This window comes from Mesorhizobium sp. LHD-90, assembly GCF_030929505.1.
GTDB lineage: Bacteria > Pseudomonadota > Alphaproteobacteria > Rhizobiales > Rhizobiaceae > Kumtagia.
The window spans coordinates 59,737-77,521 of the sequence record NZ_JAVFVV010000017.1 but is presented as its reverse complement, the minus strand read 5'-3'; the positions used below and the strand labels follow the sequence as shown (position 1 = coordinate 77,521).

At 66.3% G+C, this 17,785-nt stretch carries 16 protein-coding genes; 9 read left to right on the top strand and 7 right to left on the bottom strand.

Annotated features, from left to right (window positions below):
- Positions 1 to 6: 6 nt before the first annotated feature.
- Complete coding sequence (locus RB623_RS22215; RefSeq protein ID WP_308059183.1) at positions 7 to 1,095, bottom strand: hypothetical protein; 1,089 nt, start codon at positions 1,093 to 1,095, stop codon at positions 7 to 9.
- A gap of 279 nt (positions 1,096 to 1,374) precedes the next feature.
- Between RB623_RS22215 and choX the strand changes: the two genes are divergently transcribed.
- The 6 genes from choX to clpS all read left to right on the top strand — a co-directional run bounded on the left by choX (position 1,375) and on the right by clpS (position 6,933).
- Positions 1,375 to 2,310 (top strand): choline ABC transporter substrate-binding protein, encoded by a 936-nt coding sequence (gene choX, locus RB623_RS22210; RefSeq protein ID WP_308059182.1) that lies wholly within the window; start codon positions 1,375 to 1,377, stop codon positions 2,308 to 2,310.
- Positions 2,311 to 2,415: 105 nt separating this feature from the next.
- Positions 2,416 to 3,276, top strand: a complete 861-nt coding sequence (gene choW / locus RB623_RS22205; protein ID WP_308059181.1) for a choline ABC transporter permease subunit — start codon at positions 2,416 to 2,418, stop codon at positions 3,274 to 3,276.
- A complete protein-coding gene (gene choV / locus RB623_RS22200; RefSeq protein ID WP_308059179.1) occupies positions 3,273 to 4,454 on the top strand; it encodes a choline ABC transporter ATP-binding protein in 1,182 nt (393 codons plus the stop codon). The genes choW and choV overlap by 4 nt, the downstream gene beginning before the upstream one ends.
- A 113-nt stretch (positions 4,455 to 4,567) precedes the next feature.
- Positions 4,568 to 5,647 carry a serine hydrolase gene (locus RB623_RS22195; protein ID WP_308059178.1) on the top strand — a complete coding sequence of 360 codons (1,080 nt, stop codon included), beginning with the start codon at positions 4,568 to 4,570 and terminating at the stop codon, positions 5,645 to 5,647.
- 119 nt (positions 5,648 to 5,766) lie between these two features.
- The gene (locus tag RB623_RS22190) at positions 5,767 to 6,384 is read left to right on the top strand and encodes an alpha/beta family hydrolase (RefSeq protein ID WP_308059177.1); all 618 of its coding nucleotides are present in this window, start codon (positions 5,767 to 5,769) and stop codon (positions 6,382 to 6,384) included.
- Between the two features lie 234 nt (positions 6,385 to 6,618).
- The gene (clpS, locus tag RB623_RS22185) at positions 6,619 to 6,933 is read left to right on the top strand and encodes an ATP-dependent Clp protease adapter ClpS (RefSeq protein ID WP_308059176.1); all 315 of its coding nucleotides are present in this window, start codon (positions 6,619 to 6,621) and stop codon (positions 6,931 to 6,933) included.
- Positions 6,934 to 7,014: 81 nt separating this feature from the next.
- Here clpS and RB623_RS22180 read toward each other — a convergent pair whose 3' ends face one another.
- The 5 genes from RB623_RS22180 to RB623_RS22160 form a co-directional block, all read right to left on the bottom strand.
- Positions 7,015 to 7,371: a cupin domain-containing protein gene (locus RB623_RS22180; protein ID WP_308059175.1), complete on the bottom strand. Its 357-nt coding sequence runs from the start codon at positions 7,369 to 7,371 to the stop codon at positions 7,015 to 7,017.
- 315 nt (positions 7,372 to 7,686) lie between these two features.
- Positions 7,687 to 9,750 (bottom strand): hypothetical protein, encoded by a 2,064-nt coding sequence (locus RB623_RS22175; protein WP_308059174.1) that lies wholly within the window; start codon positions 9,748 to 9,750, stop codon positions 7,687 to 7,689.
- 214 nt (positions 9,751 to 9,964) lie between these two features.
- On the bottom strand, positions 9,965 to 12,784 hold the full coding sequence (locus RB623_RS22170; protein WP_308059173.1) for a DUF4159 domain-containing protein: 2,820 nt from the start codon (positions 12,782 to 12,784) through the stop codon (positions 9,965 to 9,967).
- Complete coding sequence (locus tag RB623_RS22165) at positions 12,781 to 13,692, bottom strand: DUF58 domain-containing protein (RefSeq protein WP_308059172.1); 912 nt, start codon at positions 13,690 to 13,692, stop codon at positions 12,781 to 12,783. Before RB623_RS22165 ends, RB623_RS22170 begins: the two co-directional genes overlap by 4 nt.
- Positions 13,692 to 14,696 carry a MoxR family ATPase gene (locus RB623_RS22160; protein ID WP_308059170.1) on the bottom strand — a complete coding sequence of 335 codons (1,005 nt, stop codon included), beginning with the start codon at positions 14,694 to 14,696 and terminating at the stop codon, positions 13,692 to 13,694. The genes RB623_RS22165 and RB623_RS22160 overlap by 1 nt, the downstream gene beginning before the upstream one ends.
- Positions 14,697 to 14,830: 134 nt before the next feature.
- On the opposite strand from RB623_RS22160, the gene RB623_RS22155 reads away from it, so the two are divergent.
- The 3 genes from RB623_RS22155 (at position 14,831) to RB623_RS22145 (ending at position 17,517) form a co-directional block, all read left to right on the top strand.
- Positions 14,831 to 15,460: a DUF1285 domain-containing protein gene (locus tag RB623_RS22155; RefSeq protein WP_308059248.1), complete on the top strand. Its 630-nt coding sequence runs from the start codon at positions 14,831 to 14,833 to the stop codon at positions 15,458 to 15,460.
- A 150-nt stretch (positions 15,461 to 15,610) separates the two neighbouring features.
- Complete coding sequence (locus tag RB623_RS22150; RefSeq protein ID WP_308059168.1) at positions 15,611 to 16,246, top strand: CoA pyrophosphatase; 636 nt, start codon at positions 15,611 to 15,613, stop codon at positions 16,244 to 16,246.
- Entirely contained in the window at positions 16,243 to 17,517 is a 1,275-nt protein-coding gene (locus tag RB623_RS22145; RefSeq protein ID WP_308059167.1) for a CCA tRNA nucleotidyltransferase, read from the top strand. Before RB623_RS22150 ends, RB623_RS22145 begins: the two co-directional genes overlap by 4 nt.
- Here RB623_RS22145 and RB623_RS22140 read toward each other — a convergent pair.
- Positions 17,514 to 17,699, bottom strand: coding sequence for a DUF1059 domain-containing protein (locus RB623_RS22140; RefSeq protein ID WP_308059166.1), 186 nt, complete (start codon positions 17,697 to 17,699; stop codon positions 17,514 to 17,516). The two genes, RB623_RS22145 and RB623_RS22140, sit on opposite strands and share 4 nt — an antisense overlap.
- Positions 17,700 to 17,785: the final 86 nt, after the last annotated feature.

Below are 17,785 nucleotides of genomic sequence, written 5' to 3'. Positions count from 1 at the left end.
AGACCTTTACGACTGCACGTAGTCCGAGGCGTTGTGCTTGCGCAACACCTCCTCGAAGCGCCGGGCGAAAGCATCGTCGGCCAGCTTCTTGCGTCGCTGGATGTCGGCGGTCGCCACCATGTTCTTCTCGTGCATCTCCAGCAGGTCGCCGATGTGTTTTTGCGCCGCGGCGCCGATGCCGGCCATCGTTTCCTCGGCGGTGTTGTCCACCTTGCTGCCCAGCGTGTTGATCTTGTGCGCCACCTCCTGCTGTGCGGCAGTCTTCAAGCTGTCCTCCAGCGCCTTGTAGAGGACGATGCGCTGCTCGGTGTCGATGGTCAGCTTGTTGATCAGTGTGTTCTGCGCCGCGATCTGGTTGTTCAGCGAATCGACGAAGGTCTGGAACATCGAGGTGTAGCGCTCCAGCGTCTGGCTCTCGGCCAGCAGTTCCTGCTCCTTCGCCTGCTTCTCGTTGTATTCCGTGGCGAGTTTTGAGCGCTCGCCCTCCAATTCAGTCCGCTCTTTCTGGCTGGTCGAGGCGGCTATTTTGTTCTCGATGTCGAGCAGCAGCGGGTTCAGTTCCTCGATGCGCTTCTGCACCGCCTCCAGATTGGTCATCGTGCCTTTGCGGCGTTCGATCACGGCGGCGAGGCTGGTCTCGGAGGTCTTGTAGCGGTCCGTCAGCACATCCTTCTGCGCCTTCAAGATGCCGACGATGGTGTCGGATTTCGACAGCAGTTCCTGAAGGTTGCCGGCCAGCGACATGTTGCGCACGCGGTCGGTGCGCATACGCTGCTTTGACTCGTCGGAGAAGATGCCGACGAAGCTCTCCCAGCCGGTGAAGCTTTTCATGTTCTCGAATTCGGTGCCGAACACGTTGGTGGCGTCCTCGAGCCCGATGATCAGGTCGGCGATGTTGGATTCCATCACCTTCTGCTGCTTGATCACGTCCTGGATGCGGGCGTTCTCGATGTCGAAATCGGCGGCGCCGATCTTCTGGTCGGTGGTGGCGAGCTTGTCGAGCACCGTGCTCGATTGCTCGATCTTGGAGCGCATCTCCTGGACGACCTTCTGGGTCTTCGCAATCTCGGCGTCGAAGTTCTGCAAGGTCGCCATCTCTGTCTCCCGCTAACGGCCTCAGGTGGCAGCGAATATATGTGGCGTATCCGGCGAATGAAAGACGCTTGCGCGCCCTGTTTATTACTGACGTCCGTCTGCGTACGGTGGTTCCGACAGAAGGCGCGAGACCGAATTGTCGCCTTTGGACAAACGCTTGGCGTCAATCGTGCCGCGATCCCGCTTGAAACGGCACGAGAATGGTGTTTGGCTTGTCCTCCGATCGGGGACAGGAACGGGCGCTTCGCGCCTGACGACAAAACAATGGGAGAAGTTTGCATGACACGTTTGAAATTCCTGGCGCTCTCCGCCGCCATGGCGACCGTGCTGGCGTCCGCGCCGGCTTTCGCCGGCGATGCCGAGAGCTGCAAGAAGGTGCGGCTGTCGGATGTCGGCTGGACCGACATCCAGGCCACGACCGGCGTCGCCTCGGTGCTGCTCACCGCGCTGGGCTACGAGCCGGAGGTGATCCAACTCTCCGTGCCGGTCACCTACGCTTCGCTGAAGAACAACGATCTCGACGTCTTCCTCGGCAACTGGATGCCGTCGATGACCAACGACATCAAGGACTACACGGCCGACGGTTCGGTCGAGACCGTCTCCCTGAACCTCGAGGGCGCCGGCTACGGCCTCGTCGTGCCGGACTATGTCTATGAGGGCGGCGTCAAGACGCTGACCGACATCGGCAAGTTCAAGGACAAGTTTGACAGCAAGATCTACGGCATCGAGGCCGGCAACGACGGCAACCGCATCATCCTCGACATGATCGCGAAACCCGAGGACAACCTGCAAGGTTTCGAGCTGGTCGAATCCTCCGAGGCCGGCATGCTCACCCAGGCCGAGCAGGCGATGAAGGACAACCAGTGGGTCGTCTTCCTCGGCTGGACGCCTCACCCGATCATGGGCGAGATGAAGATCAAATATCTCGACGGCATGGGCGACAGCGGTTTTGGCGCCGCCACCGTGCACACCAATGTGCGCAAGGGTTATCTGACTGAATGCCCGAATGTCGGCGCCTTCATCAAGAACCTGAAATTCGACCTGTCGATGGAAAACATCATGATGGACGCCATCCTCAAGGGCGGCAATCCGAACGACGTCGCCAAGGAATGGCTGAAAGCCAATCAGGCCGCGGTGACGCCCTGGCTCACCGGCGTCACCACCTTCGACGGCGGCGACGCGGCGGCGGCCGTGCAGGCGGGTCTGGCAGGTTGAGAGCCAAAACACTTCCATAAACTGGAAAGGGCGGTTCCTCGCGGAACTGCCCTTTTTCGATTTCCGGGCTAACATGCCTGGAAAGGGCATCATCTGGAGGGGTTGATGGATCCGGTCTCGAGTCTGGTAGCGAACAACAAGATTCCCGTCGGGCCGTGGGGCAAGTCGTTCTTCGACGCCCTTGTCGGCAGCCTCGGCACGGTGCTTCGCGCCATATCGGCGGGGCTGGAAGGCGTGCTCGACTGGATCGTCGACATCTTGCTGTGGATTCCCCCGGTCGGCCTGGCGCTGCTCATTGCGCTGCTCGCCTGGTATCTGCAGCGCTCAAGGTCGCTCGCATTCTGGGTGTTCGTCGGGCTGCTTTTCACCATCAACCAGGGCATGTGGAAACAGACGGTCGCTACGTTGGTGCTGGTGGTCGCGGCGGCGGCGCTGTCCATGACGATCGGCCTGCCGATCGGCATCTGGGTCGCCCACAAGCCCAAGGCCTACCGGATCGTCCAGCCGATCCTCGATTTCATGCAGACCATGCCGACCTTCGTCTATCTCATCCCGATCCTCGCCTTGTTCGGGCTCGGCGCGGCGCCCGGCCTGATCGTCACCGTCATCTTCGTGATCCCGACGGCCGTGCGCATGACCCATCTCGGCATGACCAGCATACCGAAGTCGATCGTCGAGGCCGGCGAAGCCTTTGGCGCGACCAAGCGCCAGCTTCTGTGGAAGGTGGAACTGCCGGCAGCCTTGCCGACCATCATGTCGGGGCTGACGCAGTGCATCATGCTGTCGCTGTCGATGGTGGTCGTGGCGGCCCTCATCGGCGCCGGCGGCCTCGGCACCGAGATCGTGCGGGCGCTGAACGCCGGGCCGCGCGGCATTCCGCTGGGCATCGAGGCGGGGTTGGCCATCGTTGTGCTCGCCATCGTGCTCGACCGCATGACCCGCATCGGCGTGGGAGGCAAGAAATGACCGTCGCCGTCGATTTCAAAAACGTCGACATCGTCTTCGGCGCCGACACGGCGGGCTCGCTGGCGCTGATCGACAAGGGTGCGACGCGCGCCGAAATCCTGGAAAAGACCGGCAATGTGCTGGGCTGCGCCGGCGCCAACCTGACCGTCAACGAAGGCGAGATCTCCGTCCTCATGGGCCTGTCGGGGTCCGGAAAATCGACGTTGCTGAGGGCCGTCAACCGGCTAAACATCGTCAGCAGAGGCCAGGTCTTGGTGAAGGACGGCGACCGGCAGGTCGACGTCGTCTCTTGCGACGAGTCGACGCTGCGCCGGCTGCGGCAGAAGCAGGTCGCCATGGTTTTCCAGCAGTTCGGATTGCTGCCGTGGCGCACGGTCGAGGAAAATGTCGGCTTCGGGCTGGAACTCGCCGGCGTGCCGGAGGCCGAACGCAAGGCGCGCGTACAAAGACAGCTCGAACTCGTCAATCTCGACCCCTGGGCGAAAAAATACGCGCACGAGCTTTCGGGCGGCATGCAGCAGCGCGTCGGCCTGGCGCGGGCCTTCGCCACCGAGGCGCCGATCCTCTTGATGGACGAGCCGTTCTCCGCGCTCGACCCGCTGATCCGCACGAAACTCCAGGACGAACTCTTGCAGCTTCAGAAGACGCTGAAGAAGACCATCATCTTCGTCAGCCACGATCTGGAGGAGGCGCTGAAGATCGGCAACACGATCACCATCATGGAGGGCGGGCACATCGTGCAGTCCGGCCCGCCGGAGGACATCGTGCTGAAACCTGCCAACGCCTATGTGCGCGATTTCATTGCCAACGTGAACCCGCTGTCGGTGCTGACGGCGTGGAACGTCATGCGTGACCGGCGCGACCTCGAGCCGGCCGGCGAAGGCTGGACCTGGCTCGACCGCCGCCGTACCACGCGCTTCAAGGTCGACAGCGACGGGCTGGTCGCCGCCGCCGAGCGCGACGGCAAGCCGGTCGAGTGGGTGTCCTGCGCCGATGTCGAGCGGCATCCGGAGGACGGCGCGCAGGTGTTCTGGGCGACCCCCGGCACGCCGCTGAAAACCGTCATGCTCGCCATGCATCGATCGCAAACCGCGCCGGTCGCCTTGTTCGACGAGCAGTCGCGCTTCGTCGGCGCAATCGGCATCCGCGACGTGCTGAGCGCGGTGCTGCGGAGGTAGCCGTCCGATACGGTGTTCATGACGCGGCTCCAGCGTCTCAACTTGGCGTGAGCCGGCGGAAAACCATCGTGCCGGGCATGATTCCGCCCGGCAATGGCCTTAGATCACCGACGATGAAACGCAGAACCCTTCTCGCCTCGGCCGCCACCTTCTTCGTTCCAATCGGTGCCGGCGCCCAGGAATCCGCGCCGTTGCCGAGAGCGGATGCGGCTGCCGAAGCGCCGCGGACAATCGGGGCGATCCTCGACAGGGGCGAAGAACTGGAGTCGTTGAAAGCCTTCATCGTTGCGCGGGACGGCAAAATTGTTGCCGAGCGCGCCTACAGGCCCAATGCGCTGACCGCTTCGACCAACATCAAGTCGGCGTCGAAGTCGGTCATATCGGCGCTGGTCGGCATTGCCATCGGCAAGGGCATGCTCAGCGGGCCGGAGCAGAAGATCGCGCCTTTGCTGTCGGGCGCCTTGCCGGACGATCCCGACCCTCGGCTCGCCGAGATCACCGTAGGCAACCTGCTCTCCATGCAGTCGGGCCTGGCGCGAACGTCGGGGCCCAACTACGGGCGCTGGGTGGCGAGCCGCAACTGGGTCCGCTTCGTGCTGGAGCAGCCTTTCGAGGACGAGCCGGGCGGCGCGATGCTCTATTCGACCGGATCGACGCACCTCCTGTCGGCCATACTCACACGTCTCGGCGGGCGTCCGACGCGTGACCTGGCGAAAGAATGGCTGGCACCGGTCGAGGGTTTTTCCATTGGCGGCTGGGACCGCGATCCGCAGGGCATCTACCTTGGTGGGAACCAGATGGCCATGAGCCCGCGCTCGCTTCTTGCTTTCGGCGAGCTTTATCGCAATGGCGGGCGTACCGCGGGCGGCGCGCGCGTCGTTGCGGCGGAATGGATCGACGCCTCGTGGCAGGTGCGCACGCATTCGCGCTTCAGCGGCGACGGCTACGGATATGGCTGGTTCATCCGCCGCATCGGCGGCGAGCAGGTCTATTATGCCTGGGGTTATGGCGGCCAGATGCTCTACATCGTGCCGGCACTAGGGCTCACGGTCGTAATGGTTTCCGACGAGGACAATCCGTCGGCGCGCACGGGCTATCGCGATCTGCTGCATGGACTGTTGGGTGACGTGATCGCGCTTGCCCGGGATCGTTCGGTGCAAGACATGGCCGAGCCGCGCTCCGGCGGCGGTTGATATCTCGGGGGCGTCCTGCAATCCGGCGGCCTCTCTCCGTTCATGGGAAGAAGTGCCCCCGGCCGGACGAAACGGGCGGCGCGACTTCGCCGACCGGATCAGCAAACATCGGAGCATTCATGTCTTTTCTCTCCACCGGCCCCACCGATGCCACGGCCACGCTTCTCCTCGCTCACGGCGCCGGGGCGCCGATGGATTCTGCCTGGATGAACATGATGGCGGAGAAGCTGGCGGGGGAGGGCATCCGCACCGTCCGCTTCGAGTTCGGCTACATGGCGGCGCGGCGCGATGGGCAGCGAAAGCCGCCGCCGCGCGGCGAAGTTCTGAGGCCGGAATATCTGGCGGCGGTCGATGCGCTGCGGCCGACCGGCAAATTGCTGATCGGCGGAAAATCGCTTGGCGGGCGGGTGGCGAGCATGGTCGCCAACGGCTTGTTTCAACAGGGAAAAATCGCTGGGCTGGTCTGTCTTGGCTACCCGTTCCATCCGCCCGGACAGCCGGACAAATTGCGCACCTCGCATCTTGACACGCTTTCGGCGCCGACGCTGATCTGCCAGGGCACTCGCGATCCGTTCGGCACGCGCGAGGATGTCGCCGGCTACCGCCTGTCGCCGTCGATAAAACTCCACTGGCTCGAAGACGGCGACCACGAATTCAAGCCGCGAAAGCCGCATTCGCTCGAAAACCATCTCGGCGATGTCGCTGAAAAGATTGCGAAATGGGTGGCGGGACTGTAACGCACGGCCGTCGATGGCGAACGGCGTTTTCGCATGGCTTGGCTACCTCCGTTGCATCGGCTGATGGACTGACGGTGGCGATCGTGGCAGACTTGACGGGTAGGCATCGGTGCTTCAGCCGATAGTGGGCGGCCCTTTCAGATGATCTTCAAGCCTGCCATTCCGGATCGGATTCCGTCGTGTTTTCAATGGGCTGATGGCGCGGGAACGGCGCTTGCGGCGGGGGTCGGGCGCATGGCCGGAGACGAAAAAGTCATCACCCGGCCGCGGACCGTCACAAAGCCGAAGGTCGAGCGGCCGAAGCTGCACAAGGTCATCCTCATCAACGACGATTTCACGCCGCGCGAATTCGTGGTGACGGTGCTGAAGGGCGAGTTCCGGCTGTCGGAGGACCAGGCCTACCGGGTGATGATCACCGCGCACCGGCGCGGCGTCTGCGTGGTCGCGGTGTTCCCGAAGGACGTTGCCGAAACCAAGGCGACACGGGCAACGGATGCAGGAAAAGCAAAGGGTTACCCGCTCATGTTCACGACCGAACCGGAGGAGTAGTCTGGGCAGAGTTTACTTTTATCCTTTCGCGTCAGCCTGACCGGGCTGCGCTTTCGGGGGATAAAATAAACTCTCCCGGCGCTATGTCTTCGCCACGCCGCCGATGACGTTCGACGTCAGGCCGTGGCGATAATCCTCGCGGACGGGCGAGAAAGCGTCGAGGATCCGGCAGTCGGTCAACGCCCGGCCGGAGTGGCGCGCATTCGACGGGATGGCGGCGACTTGTCCCCGCGAAAGCGTCTCGGTGCGGCCGTCCACGGTCAGTTCGAAGGCCCCGTCGAGCATATGAACGACCTGTTCGTGGACGTGATCGTGTTCCGGCAGCAACGCGCCCGCGGAAATCTCCCAGAGCGCGAAAGTCATTGAATCCGAGTGCATTACCTTACCGACAAAGCCAGGGATGGGTGTCTGCGCGGCGATGTCTTTCCAGTCGAACACGGCGATGCTCCTGCGAATTTCCGGTGCGATGCGAAACAGCTTAGCCGAAGCCGATGCGGGGATGCAAAAACAGCTTCGAAAAGGCCGTGAAGTCCGGAATATCGGGTGAAATCAGGGGCTTGTCCCGCCAGCATGAGGCGTGACGCTCCGATGGGCTTCATTCGAGGCGTCATATTCGGGGTTCGGGCTTGTTTTTGGGGATGATCGTGTTCACGGAAGCGGCAATGACCTTCGGGGAGGTGCAGAGGTCGGCACACGGCCGCGACGACCCCACCCGGCGCTTCGCGCCGACCTCCCCTCAAGGGGGAGGTAAGGTCAGCGACCTTCGCGGTACCACATGCTGCCGAGCGCCAGCAGCAGCAGGGCGAGGCCGAAGAAGCCGGCGAAGGCCGGAACCCGCGAGACGGATTTGAGCACGCTGTCGTCGGTGGTGCGCAGGCCGATCCAGTCGCGGCCGGCGGCGCCGGCATTGCCGCGGATGGGAACGATGGAGGGCAGCGAGACGCCGGTGGCGCCGACCAGCCGCCGGACACTGCCGCCGGTGGTTTCGGCGGCCGGGCGCAGGATTTCCTCGGTTGATACCGTGTCGGCGAATTCGGGCGCGTTGACCGGGCCGATATGGGCCAGCGCCTGCAGGTCGCCATTGCCGATCTGGTAGAGGCCGATCTCGGCGGTCTCGATGCTGCCGAGGAAGATGCCGGGCTCGGCGGGCGACAGCGGCACGCTGACCGTCTTGCCGGACGGGGTGATGACCTGGGCGGGGCCAGGATCGTCGCTCATGGTCTGGCGGCGGATGTCGAGCACCATGCCGCGGCCGTCGGCGGTCAGCCGCTCCTCCTCCAGTTCCGGCTCCTTCATCAGCCAGTGGGCGATGCGACGGTAGAGCGCGACATGCGGGCCGCCGCCCTCGAAGCCGCGCGCCCAAAGCCAGCCATGGTCGGACAGGAACATGCCGACGCGGCCTTCGCCCTTGCGGTTCAGGAGCAGCAGGGGCCGATCGTCGGGTCCCTTCATGACCGCCTCGCCCTCAGGCTGGTCGACGCCGATCAGCCGGAACCAGCGGCTCCACTGCGGGGGCTCGGCGTCGGCGCCTTGCAGCCCGCGGGTCACCGGGTGGCGTTTGCCGGTGTCGGTCAGGCGCGGATAAAAGCCCTGTTCCAGCACGTTGCCGCTGGGCAGCGCCGGCAGCACCGACATCAGAGGGGTTCGGGCAATGGAGGAATCGCCGGAATATTCCGGCCCGGCGGCGATCAGCAGCGCGCCGCCCTTTTCGACATATTCGGCGATGTAGTCGTAGTAGAGCACCGGCAGCACGTCGCGGTGCTGGTAGCGGTCGAAGATGATCAGGTCGAAATCGTTGATCTTCTCCACAAAGAGTTCGCGCGTGGGGAAGGCGATCAGCGAAAGTTCGTTGATCGGCGTGCCGTCCTGCTTTTCCGGCGGGCGCAGGATGGTGAAGTGGACCAGGTCGACCGAGGCGTCGGATTTCAGCAGGTTGCGCCAGGTGCGCTCGCCGGCGTGCGGCTCGCCCGAAACCAGCAGCACACGCAGATTCTCGCGGATGCCGTCGAGCAGCGCGATGGCGCGGTTGTTGGCGGTGGTGATCTCGCCGGGCACCGGTTCGATGGCGAGTTCGACGATGTTGCGGCCGGCATTGGGGATGGTGACCTCGAGCTGCGCCTCGCGGCCGATCTGGGCGCGCTCGACGGCGACCTGCTGGCCGTTGACGGAGACACGCACGTCGACGGGGCCGCTTTCGCCGTCGGTGGCGAGAACCCGATAGGTCATGTCGACCGGCTTGCCGACGATGCCGAAGCGCGGCGCGTTCTCGAAGCGGATGCGGCGGTCCATCTCGCTGCGGTCGCCGGTGATCAGCGCGTGCAGGGGCGCGCCGAAGGCCGGGCGGGCCGGGGTGTCGTGCACCTGGCCGTCGGTGATCATGACGGCGCCGCCGATGCGTGAGGGCGGAACGTCGCGGAACGCGCCGTCCAGCGCCCCAAACAGGCGGGTCTGGGTGCGGTCGTCGCCGGTATCGGTCTTGCTGCTTTCGACGACGCGGACGTCGAACTGGCGGAAGCGGGCGAGCCGCTCTTGCATGCCGGCCAGCGCCTGGTCTGTCTCGGCGGTGCGGGCGCCGATGTCCTGGCTCTGGCTGCGGTCGACGACGAGCGCCACCACGCTCTTCAGCGGCTCGCGCTCCTCGTTGAGGAAGACCGGATTGAACAGGGCGGCGGCGAAGGCGGCCAGCGCCGCCAGCCGGAAGAACGCGCCCCGCCGGCGGAAGAACAGGCTCGCCAGCACCAGCAGCGCGACCGGAACGAGGATCGCGGCCAGCCACGGCCAGGACAGCAGCGGCTCGAAGGCGACCGACCAGTTCATGGGGTGGCCTCCGTGCGTTTAGCGTAGCGTTCCTCCGCACCTCCCTCTGTCCTGCCGGACATCTCCCCCGCAAGGGGGGAGATTGAGCCGACCGCTCGGCTTTCGCTAATCACCAGCGTTGCAAGATTGGCGGCAAGCCCAAAGCTGCTAATCTCCCCCCTTGCGGGGGAGATGTCCGGCAGGACAGAGGGGGGTGTGAAGGAGCGCGAAGCCATCACTGCCCCAGCCTGAGCAGGAGATCGGGCACATGCACCTGGTCCGACTTGTAGTTGCCGGTGAGCATGTACATGACGATGTTGACGCCGGCGCGCATCGCATAGGTCCGCTGCATGGGGTCCGAGGGCACGGTCGGCAGCATCGGGTCGCCGTTCTCGTCCATCGCCCAGGCGCCGGCGAAATCGTTGGAGGTGATCATGATCGGGGTGACGCCGTCGCCGGTGCGCACCGGCCGGTTGTCGGCGTTGCTCGCCTCCAGCGACGCCTCGACCCAGAGCGGGCTGCCATCGAACCGGCCCGGAAAACTGTTGAGGATGTAGAACGCCTTGGTGAGCACGTGGTCCTCGGGCACCGGCTCCAGCGGCGGGATGTTGAGGCTGCCCAATATGTCGCGCAGGCGCTGGGTGGCGGGGCTGGCGGAAGAATCGAGCGTGACCGCATATTGGTCGCGGGTGTCGAACAGCACCGTGCCGCCCTGCTTCATATATTCGTCGATGCGGGCGATGGCCGCGTCGGATGGCATCGGCGCGGCGGGGTCGATCGGCCAGTAGATCAGTGGATAGAAGGCGAGCTCGTCGCGCTCCAGATCGATGCCGGCGGGTTCACCCGGCTCGAAGGCCGTCTTCTCCTTCAGGAACTGGCCGAGGCCGTGCAGCCCGGCGCGGCTGATCGAATCGACGCTGGAATTGCCGGTGACGACGTAGGCGAGGTGGGTGACGCTGATGGCTTCCGCCGCCTGCGCGTCGCCGGGGCGCTGGTCCTGCGCGAAAGCCGGCGGCGGCACGGCGAACAGCGCGAGCAGGGCGGCGAGCGCGACCGCCGTGGCAGCGGCTCCGCGCGCGGCGCGCCAGCGCCGCTTGAATACACCGGCCAGCCACAGCACGATCAGGCTGTCGGCGGCGAGGAACACCAGCGCGGCGAAGATCAGCGGCGCCTTCATGTCGCGCGACTCGTCCAGCGCATAGCGTTCGGTCTGCACCGGCACGGAGATGTCGGGCCGGGCGATCGGCGCAAGCACGGCGTCGGCCGGCAGCAGGTTGTGCGCCACGACGCCGTCCTCGGTGCCGTAGAGGCCCGGCGGGTTCTCGATGGAGACCGGCACCACGCCCTTGCCGGTCTGCAGGGGCCGGGCGTCGGGGCCGGGCGGAACGATCATGCCGTCGGCGGCGATCATGCGATAGGGCGCAAGCGAGGCCGCGGGCTGGCCTTCGGCGACAGCGCCGAGCCCCTGGTTGCGTGACAATTGCACGACGCGCCTCAGCATTTCCACGAAAGTACCTGAAATCGGCAGGTTCGACCATGTGGCCAATGGGGTAATGTGGAAGAGCACCACCATGCCCTTGCCGCGCCGATCGGCGGTCACCAGCGGCGTCCCGTCGGCCAACGCGGCCCAGGTGCGGTCGACGAGGTCGGGGGTCGGTTCGGCCAGGATCTGCCGCGTCACGGTGACGTCCGTCGGCGGCGGCAGGTCGGCGAACGGCCCGTTGGCGGGGAACTCGGAGACCGCCTGCGGCTCGGTCCAGGACATCGATCCGCCGAGCAGGCGCTCGCCCAGCCGCAGCTTGACCGGCAACAGGTCGGGGTCGTTGCCGGAGGTCAGCATGCGGGAGCTGGCGAAGCGCAGCAGCGTGCCGCCATTTTCCATCCATTCGATCAGTTGCGGCCGGACGGTCTCCGGGATGGTGCCGACGTCGCCCAGAACGATGGCGGCAGGCTTCTGCTCGAGAAGCTGCGGGATCGCCTCGGTCAGGTCGGGGCTGGCCGGCTCGATGATGTCGGCAAAGGGCTGCAGGGCGTTGCGGATGTAATAGAGCGGCGACAGGAGCTGCCGCGTCTCGTCGGCCGGCGTCTGCGACAGGAGGCCGACGCGGCGGCGCTTGGCGGTTTCGTCAAGCACGCGCACCGCCCCGGCGCTGCGCTCGCCGTCGAGCGCGATGGAGGCGAAATCGTTGCGCAGCTCGAACGGCACGGCGATCTCGCCGGTCGCGACCGTCTCTCCCGGCCGAAAAGTGATGGCCGCATCGCCGATGCGCCGGCCGCGCGTGTCGAAGGCGCCGGCGGTCATGGCGCGCGGGGCCACCCCGGCGGGGGCGCGGACGGCCGAGATCAGGAAGCGGTCGACGCCGTTGTCGGCGGCGGTCAGCCCGACCATGTCGAGCTGGTCGGGAGCCGCCCAGACGACATTGGCGGGCCGCGCCGCCAGGAGCTGCGCGAAGGCGGCGTCGTCGCCCGGCGCGGCCAGCCCGTCGGTGAGCAACGCCAGCGTGGCGCCCGGCAACGGCATCAATGCTTCGGCCACGCTTGCAAAGACGCCGGCCCGGTCGGGGGGAATGGGACGCGGCTTTACCGCATTCAACCGGTCGCGCGCCTCGCCGGCGCTGAACGGCCCTATCTGTTCGTTGGCGCGCTCGGCGGTAAAGGCGAGCACGATCGGCATTTCGTTTCGCTCGGCATCGGTGATGAGGCGGCCGGCGGTGGCGACCCGGCGGTCCCAGCCGGCGGCGCTGGACCAGCTATTGTCGATGACCAGCGCCAGCGCCGATCCGCCCGTGGCGACGCGCTCGCGCGGGTTCCAGACCGGCTCGGCCAGGGCGAAGATGACCAGCGCCGCCATCAGGAGCCGCAGCAGCGTCAGCCACCACGGACTGCGGTTCGGCGTCTCCTCGCGCTTCAGCACCTGCGCCAGGATGCGCAGCGGCGGGAACACCTCCACCTGCGGGCGCGGCGGCGTGAGGCGCAGCAGCCACCAGATCACCGGAAGGGCGAGCAGCCCCCACAGGATGGCGGGAAAGCCGAAGCTGAGCGGCAGCCAGCTCACCCCTGCACCCCCAGGGCGCCTTCGTCCGACATCGCCATGTGAACGCGCACCAGCGCCTCCGAAGCCAGCCGGTCGGTATGGTTGACGGTATAGCTCCAGCCCAGACGGCGGCACCAGGCGCCGAGTTCCTGGCGGCGGGCGAGGTAGAGGCGGCGGTAGTCGTCGCCAAGCTGCTCGGCGCGGCCGGCGGTCAGCTTCTCGCCGGTCTCGGGGTCGGTGAATTCGGTGCGGCCGGCATAGGGAAACGTCTCCTCGGCCGGGTCGGCGATCTCGATCAGATGTGCTCGCACGCCGTGGCGTGCGAGCACATCGAGCCATTCGCGCGTCTCTTCGACGGGGTCGAGGAAATCGCCGGCGATGATGATGTCGGAAAAACGGCGGATGGCGGACAGGTCCGGCCGGGCGGTCGTCGACGGAGCGTGTGCGAGCAGCGTGGCGATGCGCTCGGCGCCGTTGCGCGAGGTGATCGGGTCGGTCAGCCCGGGCCAGGCGACGCGCTCGCCGCCGCGCGACAGAAGCTCGGCCAGCGCCAGGATGAGCACCAGCGCACGCGATTGCTTGGAGACGGAAGCGGCCGCGGATTTATAGAGCATGGAGGGCGAGGGGTCGGCCCACAGCCAGACGGTGTGAGCGGCCTCCCATTCGAGGTCGCGCACATAGGTGTGGTCGTCGCGGGCCGAGCGGCGCCAGTCGATGCGAGCCAGCGACTCGCCCTGGACATAGGGTCGGAACTGCCAGAAATTCTCGCCTATGCCCTGCTTGCGGCGGCCGTGCCAGCCGCTGATCACCGTGTTGACGACGCGGCGCGCCTCGACCAGCAGGTCGGGCACGAGCGAGGCGCGGAGCCTGGCGCGGGCAAGCGCGTCGCGCGGCGCGACGGCGGACGACGCCTCGCCGACACGCGCCATCAGACGGCTTTCACCAGCCGGGCGACGGCGTCGCGCACGCTCATGCCTTCGGCGCGGGCGGCGAAGGTGAGCGCCATGCGGTGCTGCAGCACCGGTTCGGCCAGTGCCCGGACGTCGTCGACCGAGGGCGCCAGCCGGCCCTCGTAGAGGGCGCGGGCGCGGGCGCACAGCATCAGCGCCTGGGAGGCGCGCGGGCCTGGACCCCAGGCGACGTGCTTGTCGGTCTCGGCGTCGCCCTGGCCGGGGCGGGCGGAACGGACCAGTTTCAAGATGGTGTCGACCACGCTTTCCGGCACCGGCATGCGGCGCACCAGAAGCTGGATCTGCTTCAGCCGCTCGGGCGTCAGCACGTTCAGCGCCTTGGCCTCGTCGACGCCGGTGGTCTCGAGCAGGATGCGGCGCTCGGCCTCCAGTTCCGGATAGAGGATGTCGATCTGCATCAAAAAGCGGTCGAGCTGCGCCTCTGGCAGCGGATAGGTGCCCTCCTGCTCCAGCGGGTTTTGGGTGGCGAGCACATGGAACGGCGCGGGCAGGTCGTGGCGGGCGCCGGCGACGGTGACGTGGTATTCCTGCATGGATTGCAGCAGCGCCGACTGGGTGCGCGGCGAGGCGCGGTTGATCTCGTCGGCCATCAGCAGTTGCGCGAAGATCGGACCGGAGATGAAGCGGAACGAGCGTTTCCCGAACTCGTCCTGCTCCATCACCTCGGAGCCGAGGATGTCGGAGGGCATCAGGTCGGGCGTGAACTGGATGCGGCGGCTGTCGAGGCCGAGCACGATGCCCAGCGTCTCGACCAGCTTGGTCTTGGCGAGGCCGGGGACGCCGACCAGCAGCGCATGGCCGCCGGCCAGCAGCGCCACCAGCGCGCGCTCGACGACGCTTTCCTGGCCGAAGATGACCCGCCCGACGCCGTCTCTTGCCCTGGAGATGTCGGCCAGCGCCTGTTCGGCCTCGGCGACCATCTCCTTTTCGCTGAGGGCAAGGTCCTTGACGATGACGCTCATTGGGCCTCTGTCCTTTCCCGGCGAAAGCGCCGGCGGTACGGCTGACGACTCGGGGTGTCATGGAATCCCCAACACGGAAACTTAAATCAGCCGGCCCGGCTGACAAGCGAGACAACAGTGACTATTTCGTGACGATGCACAGTAAACCGGACCATACGCCGCAGACGCTCGGCAAGGCGGGAGACGCCGCCGGCCTGTCGGCGCTGATCGCCCGGGCGACGCGCGCCGGCAAGGGTCTGCCGCCGGTCGAGCGCTGGAATCCAGACTTCTGCGGCGACCTCGACATGGAGATCCGCGCCGACGGCACCTGGTTCTATCTGGGCACGCCGATCGGACGCATGCCGCTGGTGCAGCTTTTTTCCACGGTGCTGCGAAAGGACGAGGACGGGAAGACCTATCTGGTCACGCCGGTGGAACGGGTGGGCATCCGGGTGGTGGATGCGCCGTTCGTAGCGGTGGAGATGAATGTCTCTGGCGAGAGTGAGGAACGGGTCATCACCTTCCGCACCAATGTCGGCGACGTGGTGGAGGTCGGACCGAAAAATCCGCTGCGTTTCGTCGACGAGGACGAGACCGGCGGCCTCAAACCCTATGTGCTGGTTCGGGGTCGGCTGGAGGCGCTGGTGGCGCGGCCGGTGATGTACGAACTGGTCGAGTTCGGCGAGGAGATCCTTGTCGATGGCGTGCCGATGTTTTCGGTGCGCTCCAACGGCGAGACCTATCCGATCATGCCGGTCGAGAAACTGAGGCGGCTCAGTGCCTGAAAATCCGTCCAGAAATTGCGTGAGGGCGGGCTGCAAATGGCAATTTGTGCGCTTCCGGTGCTCACGTACCCAAATGTACGCTCCGCTCCGGTTCTCCAAATCGCCATTTTCGCCTCGCCCTGACGCATTTCTGGACGGACTTTGAATCCGATGCGTTCCACCGGCACTTTACGCTTCTCCGCCGACGATTTCCGCCGCCGCGCGGCGCGCGAGGAGAATTTCCTGGCACATCCGGAGGAGGACGGCGACCATCGCTTCAATCCCGGCCATGCGCGGCTGAAACACGCCAACGGGCTGCGCGCCGCCGCCGTGCTGATCCCGGTGATCGACCACGGCGACGGGGCGACCGTGCTTTTGACCAAGCGCGCCGAGACGCTGCGTAACCATACGGGGCAGGTGGCCTTTCCGGGCGGACGCATCGATCCGGAGGACAGGTCGCCGGAGCACGCCGCGCTGCGCGAGGCGGAGGAGGAGATCGGGCTCGCCCCGCGCCATGTCGAGGTGCTGGGCCGCATGCCGGACTATGTGGCGGGCAGCGGCTACCGCATTGCGCCGGTGCTGTCGGTGGTGCGACCGGGCTTCGAGCTGGCGATCAACCGCGACGAGGTGGATGCCGCCTTCGAGGTGCCGCTGTCTTTCCTGATGGATCCGAAAAACCATACGCGCGGCAGCCGCTTCTGGGGCAATCAGGAATGGTTCTTCTACGACATGCCGTATGACGGACGGCGCATCTGGGGCGTGACCGCGGGCATCATCCGCACGCTCTACGAGAGGCTTTACACGTGAGTGGTCCGGTAACGCTCGCGGGCCGCGCCGGCTGGCTCAACGACCGCGGCTTGCAGCGCGTGCTTGCCGCGCTTTCCGAGGGCGGGGAAGAGGCGCGCATTGCCGGCGGCGCGGTACGCAACACGCTGCTCGGCGCGCCGGTCGCCGACATCGACATTGCCACCACGGCGCCGCCGGAGGAGACGATGCGGCGCGGCGCGGCGGCGGGTTTCAAGGTGGTGCCGACGGGCGCCGAGCACGGCACGATCACGCTGATCGTCGCCGGGCGGCCCTATGAAGTGACGACGCTGCGCGCCGACGTCGAAACCGACGGGCGGCGGGCAAAGGTGCGCTTCGGCCGGGATTGGCAGGCGGACGCCGAGCGCCGCGACTTCACCATCAACGGACTTTACGCATTGGCCGACGGCACGGTGGTCGACCTGGTCGGCGGCGTCGCCGACATCGAGACCCGCACCGTCCGCTTCATCGGCGACGCTGAAAAACGCATCCGCGAGGACTTCCTGCGCATCCTTCGGTTTTTCCGGTTCTTCGCCTGGTACGGGGCCGGCCGTCCCGACGCGGAGGGGCTGAAAGCCTGCGCGCGGCTCAAGGACGGGCTCGACGGGCTGTCGGCCGAACGCGTCTGGAGCGAATTGCGCAAGCTGCTTTCGGCGCCGGACCCGTCGCGCGCGCTGCTGTGGATGCGGCAGGCTGGCGTGCTGACCAAAATCCTGCCGGAGAGCGAAAAATGGGGCATCGACGCCATCCATCCGCTGGTCGGCGCCGAACGCGATCTCGGCTGGCCTGCCGATCCCATGATGCGGCTGGAGGCGGTCCTGCCGCCGGACGCGGCGCGCATGGCGGGGCTTGCTGAGCGGCTGAGGCTTTCGAAGGCCGAGGCGGGGCGGCTTTTCGACTGGGCGTCGACGCAGCCGCCGGCGGCGTCCGCCAGCGACCTCGCGCTGCGGCAGGCGCTCTATCGCGGATCGGCCGACGGCATCAGCGACCGGCTCAGCCTGTCGCTGGTTTCGGCCCGGGCGCGCGCCGTGAACGACACCGACGCTCTGATCGAGGCGGGCGCATACGGCCGGCTGCTGAAACTCGCCCGCTCCTGGCAGAAGCCGGCGTTTCCGGTGAAAGGCGCGGATCTGGCGGCATCGGGCATGAAACCGGGCCCGCAGATGGGAAAGTTGCTGCGCAAGCTCGAGGACGAGTGGATCGGATCCGGATTTTCCCTGGGGCGCGACGCGCTGCTCGAACGCGCCGCGAAGCTTGCGGGCGGCGGAGGTTAAGCCGCGTCGCGGACTTTTTCGATGCGCGAACGGATCGCCTCGATCATCGTTTCGCGGATGATGGTCTCGCCATGGGTCTCGCGCATGTGCTCGACGGCGCGGCGCATGATTTCAGCTTCGTCCTGGTGGCGGGTGTGCCACTCGCACCCCGGGACGAGCGAACCGCAATGAAATTCCTTCATCTCCGATCTCCTTCCGGCTCGTTTGGATTGCAGGCACCATAACACAGCTTGCGCCGATTGGTTGCGCGGAAACGACGGGAAACGGG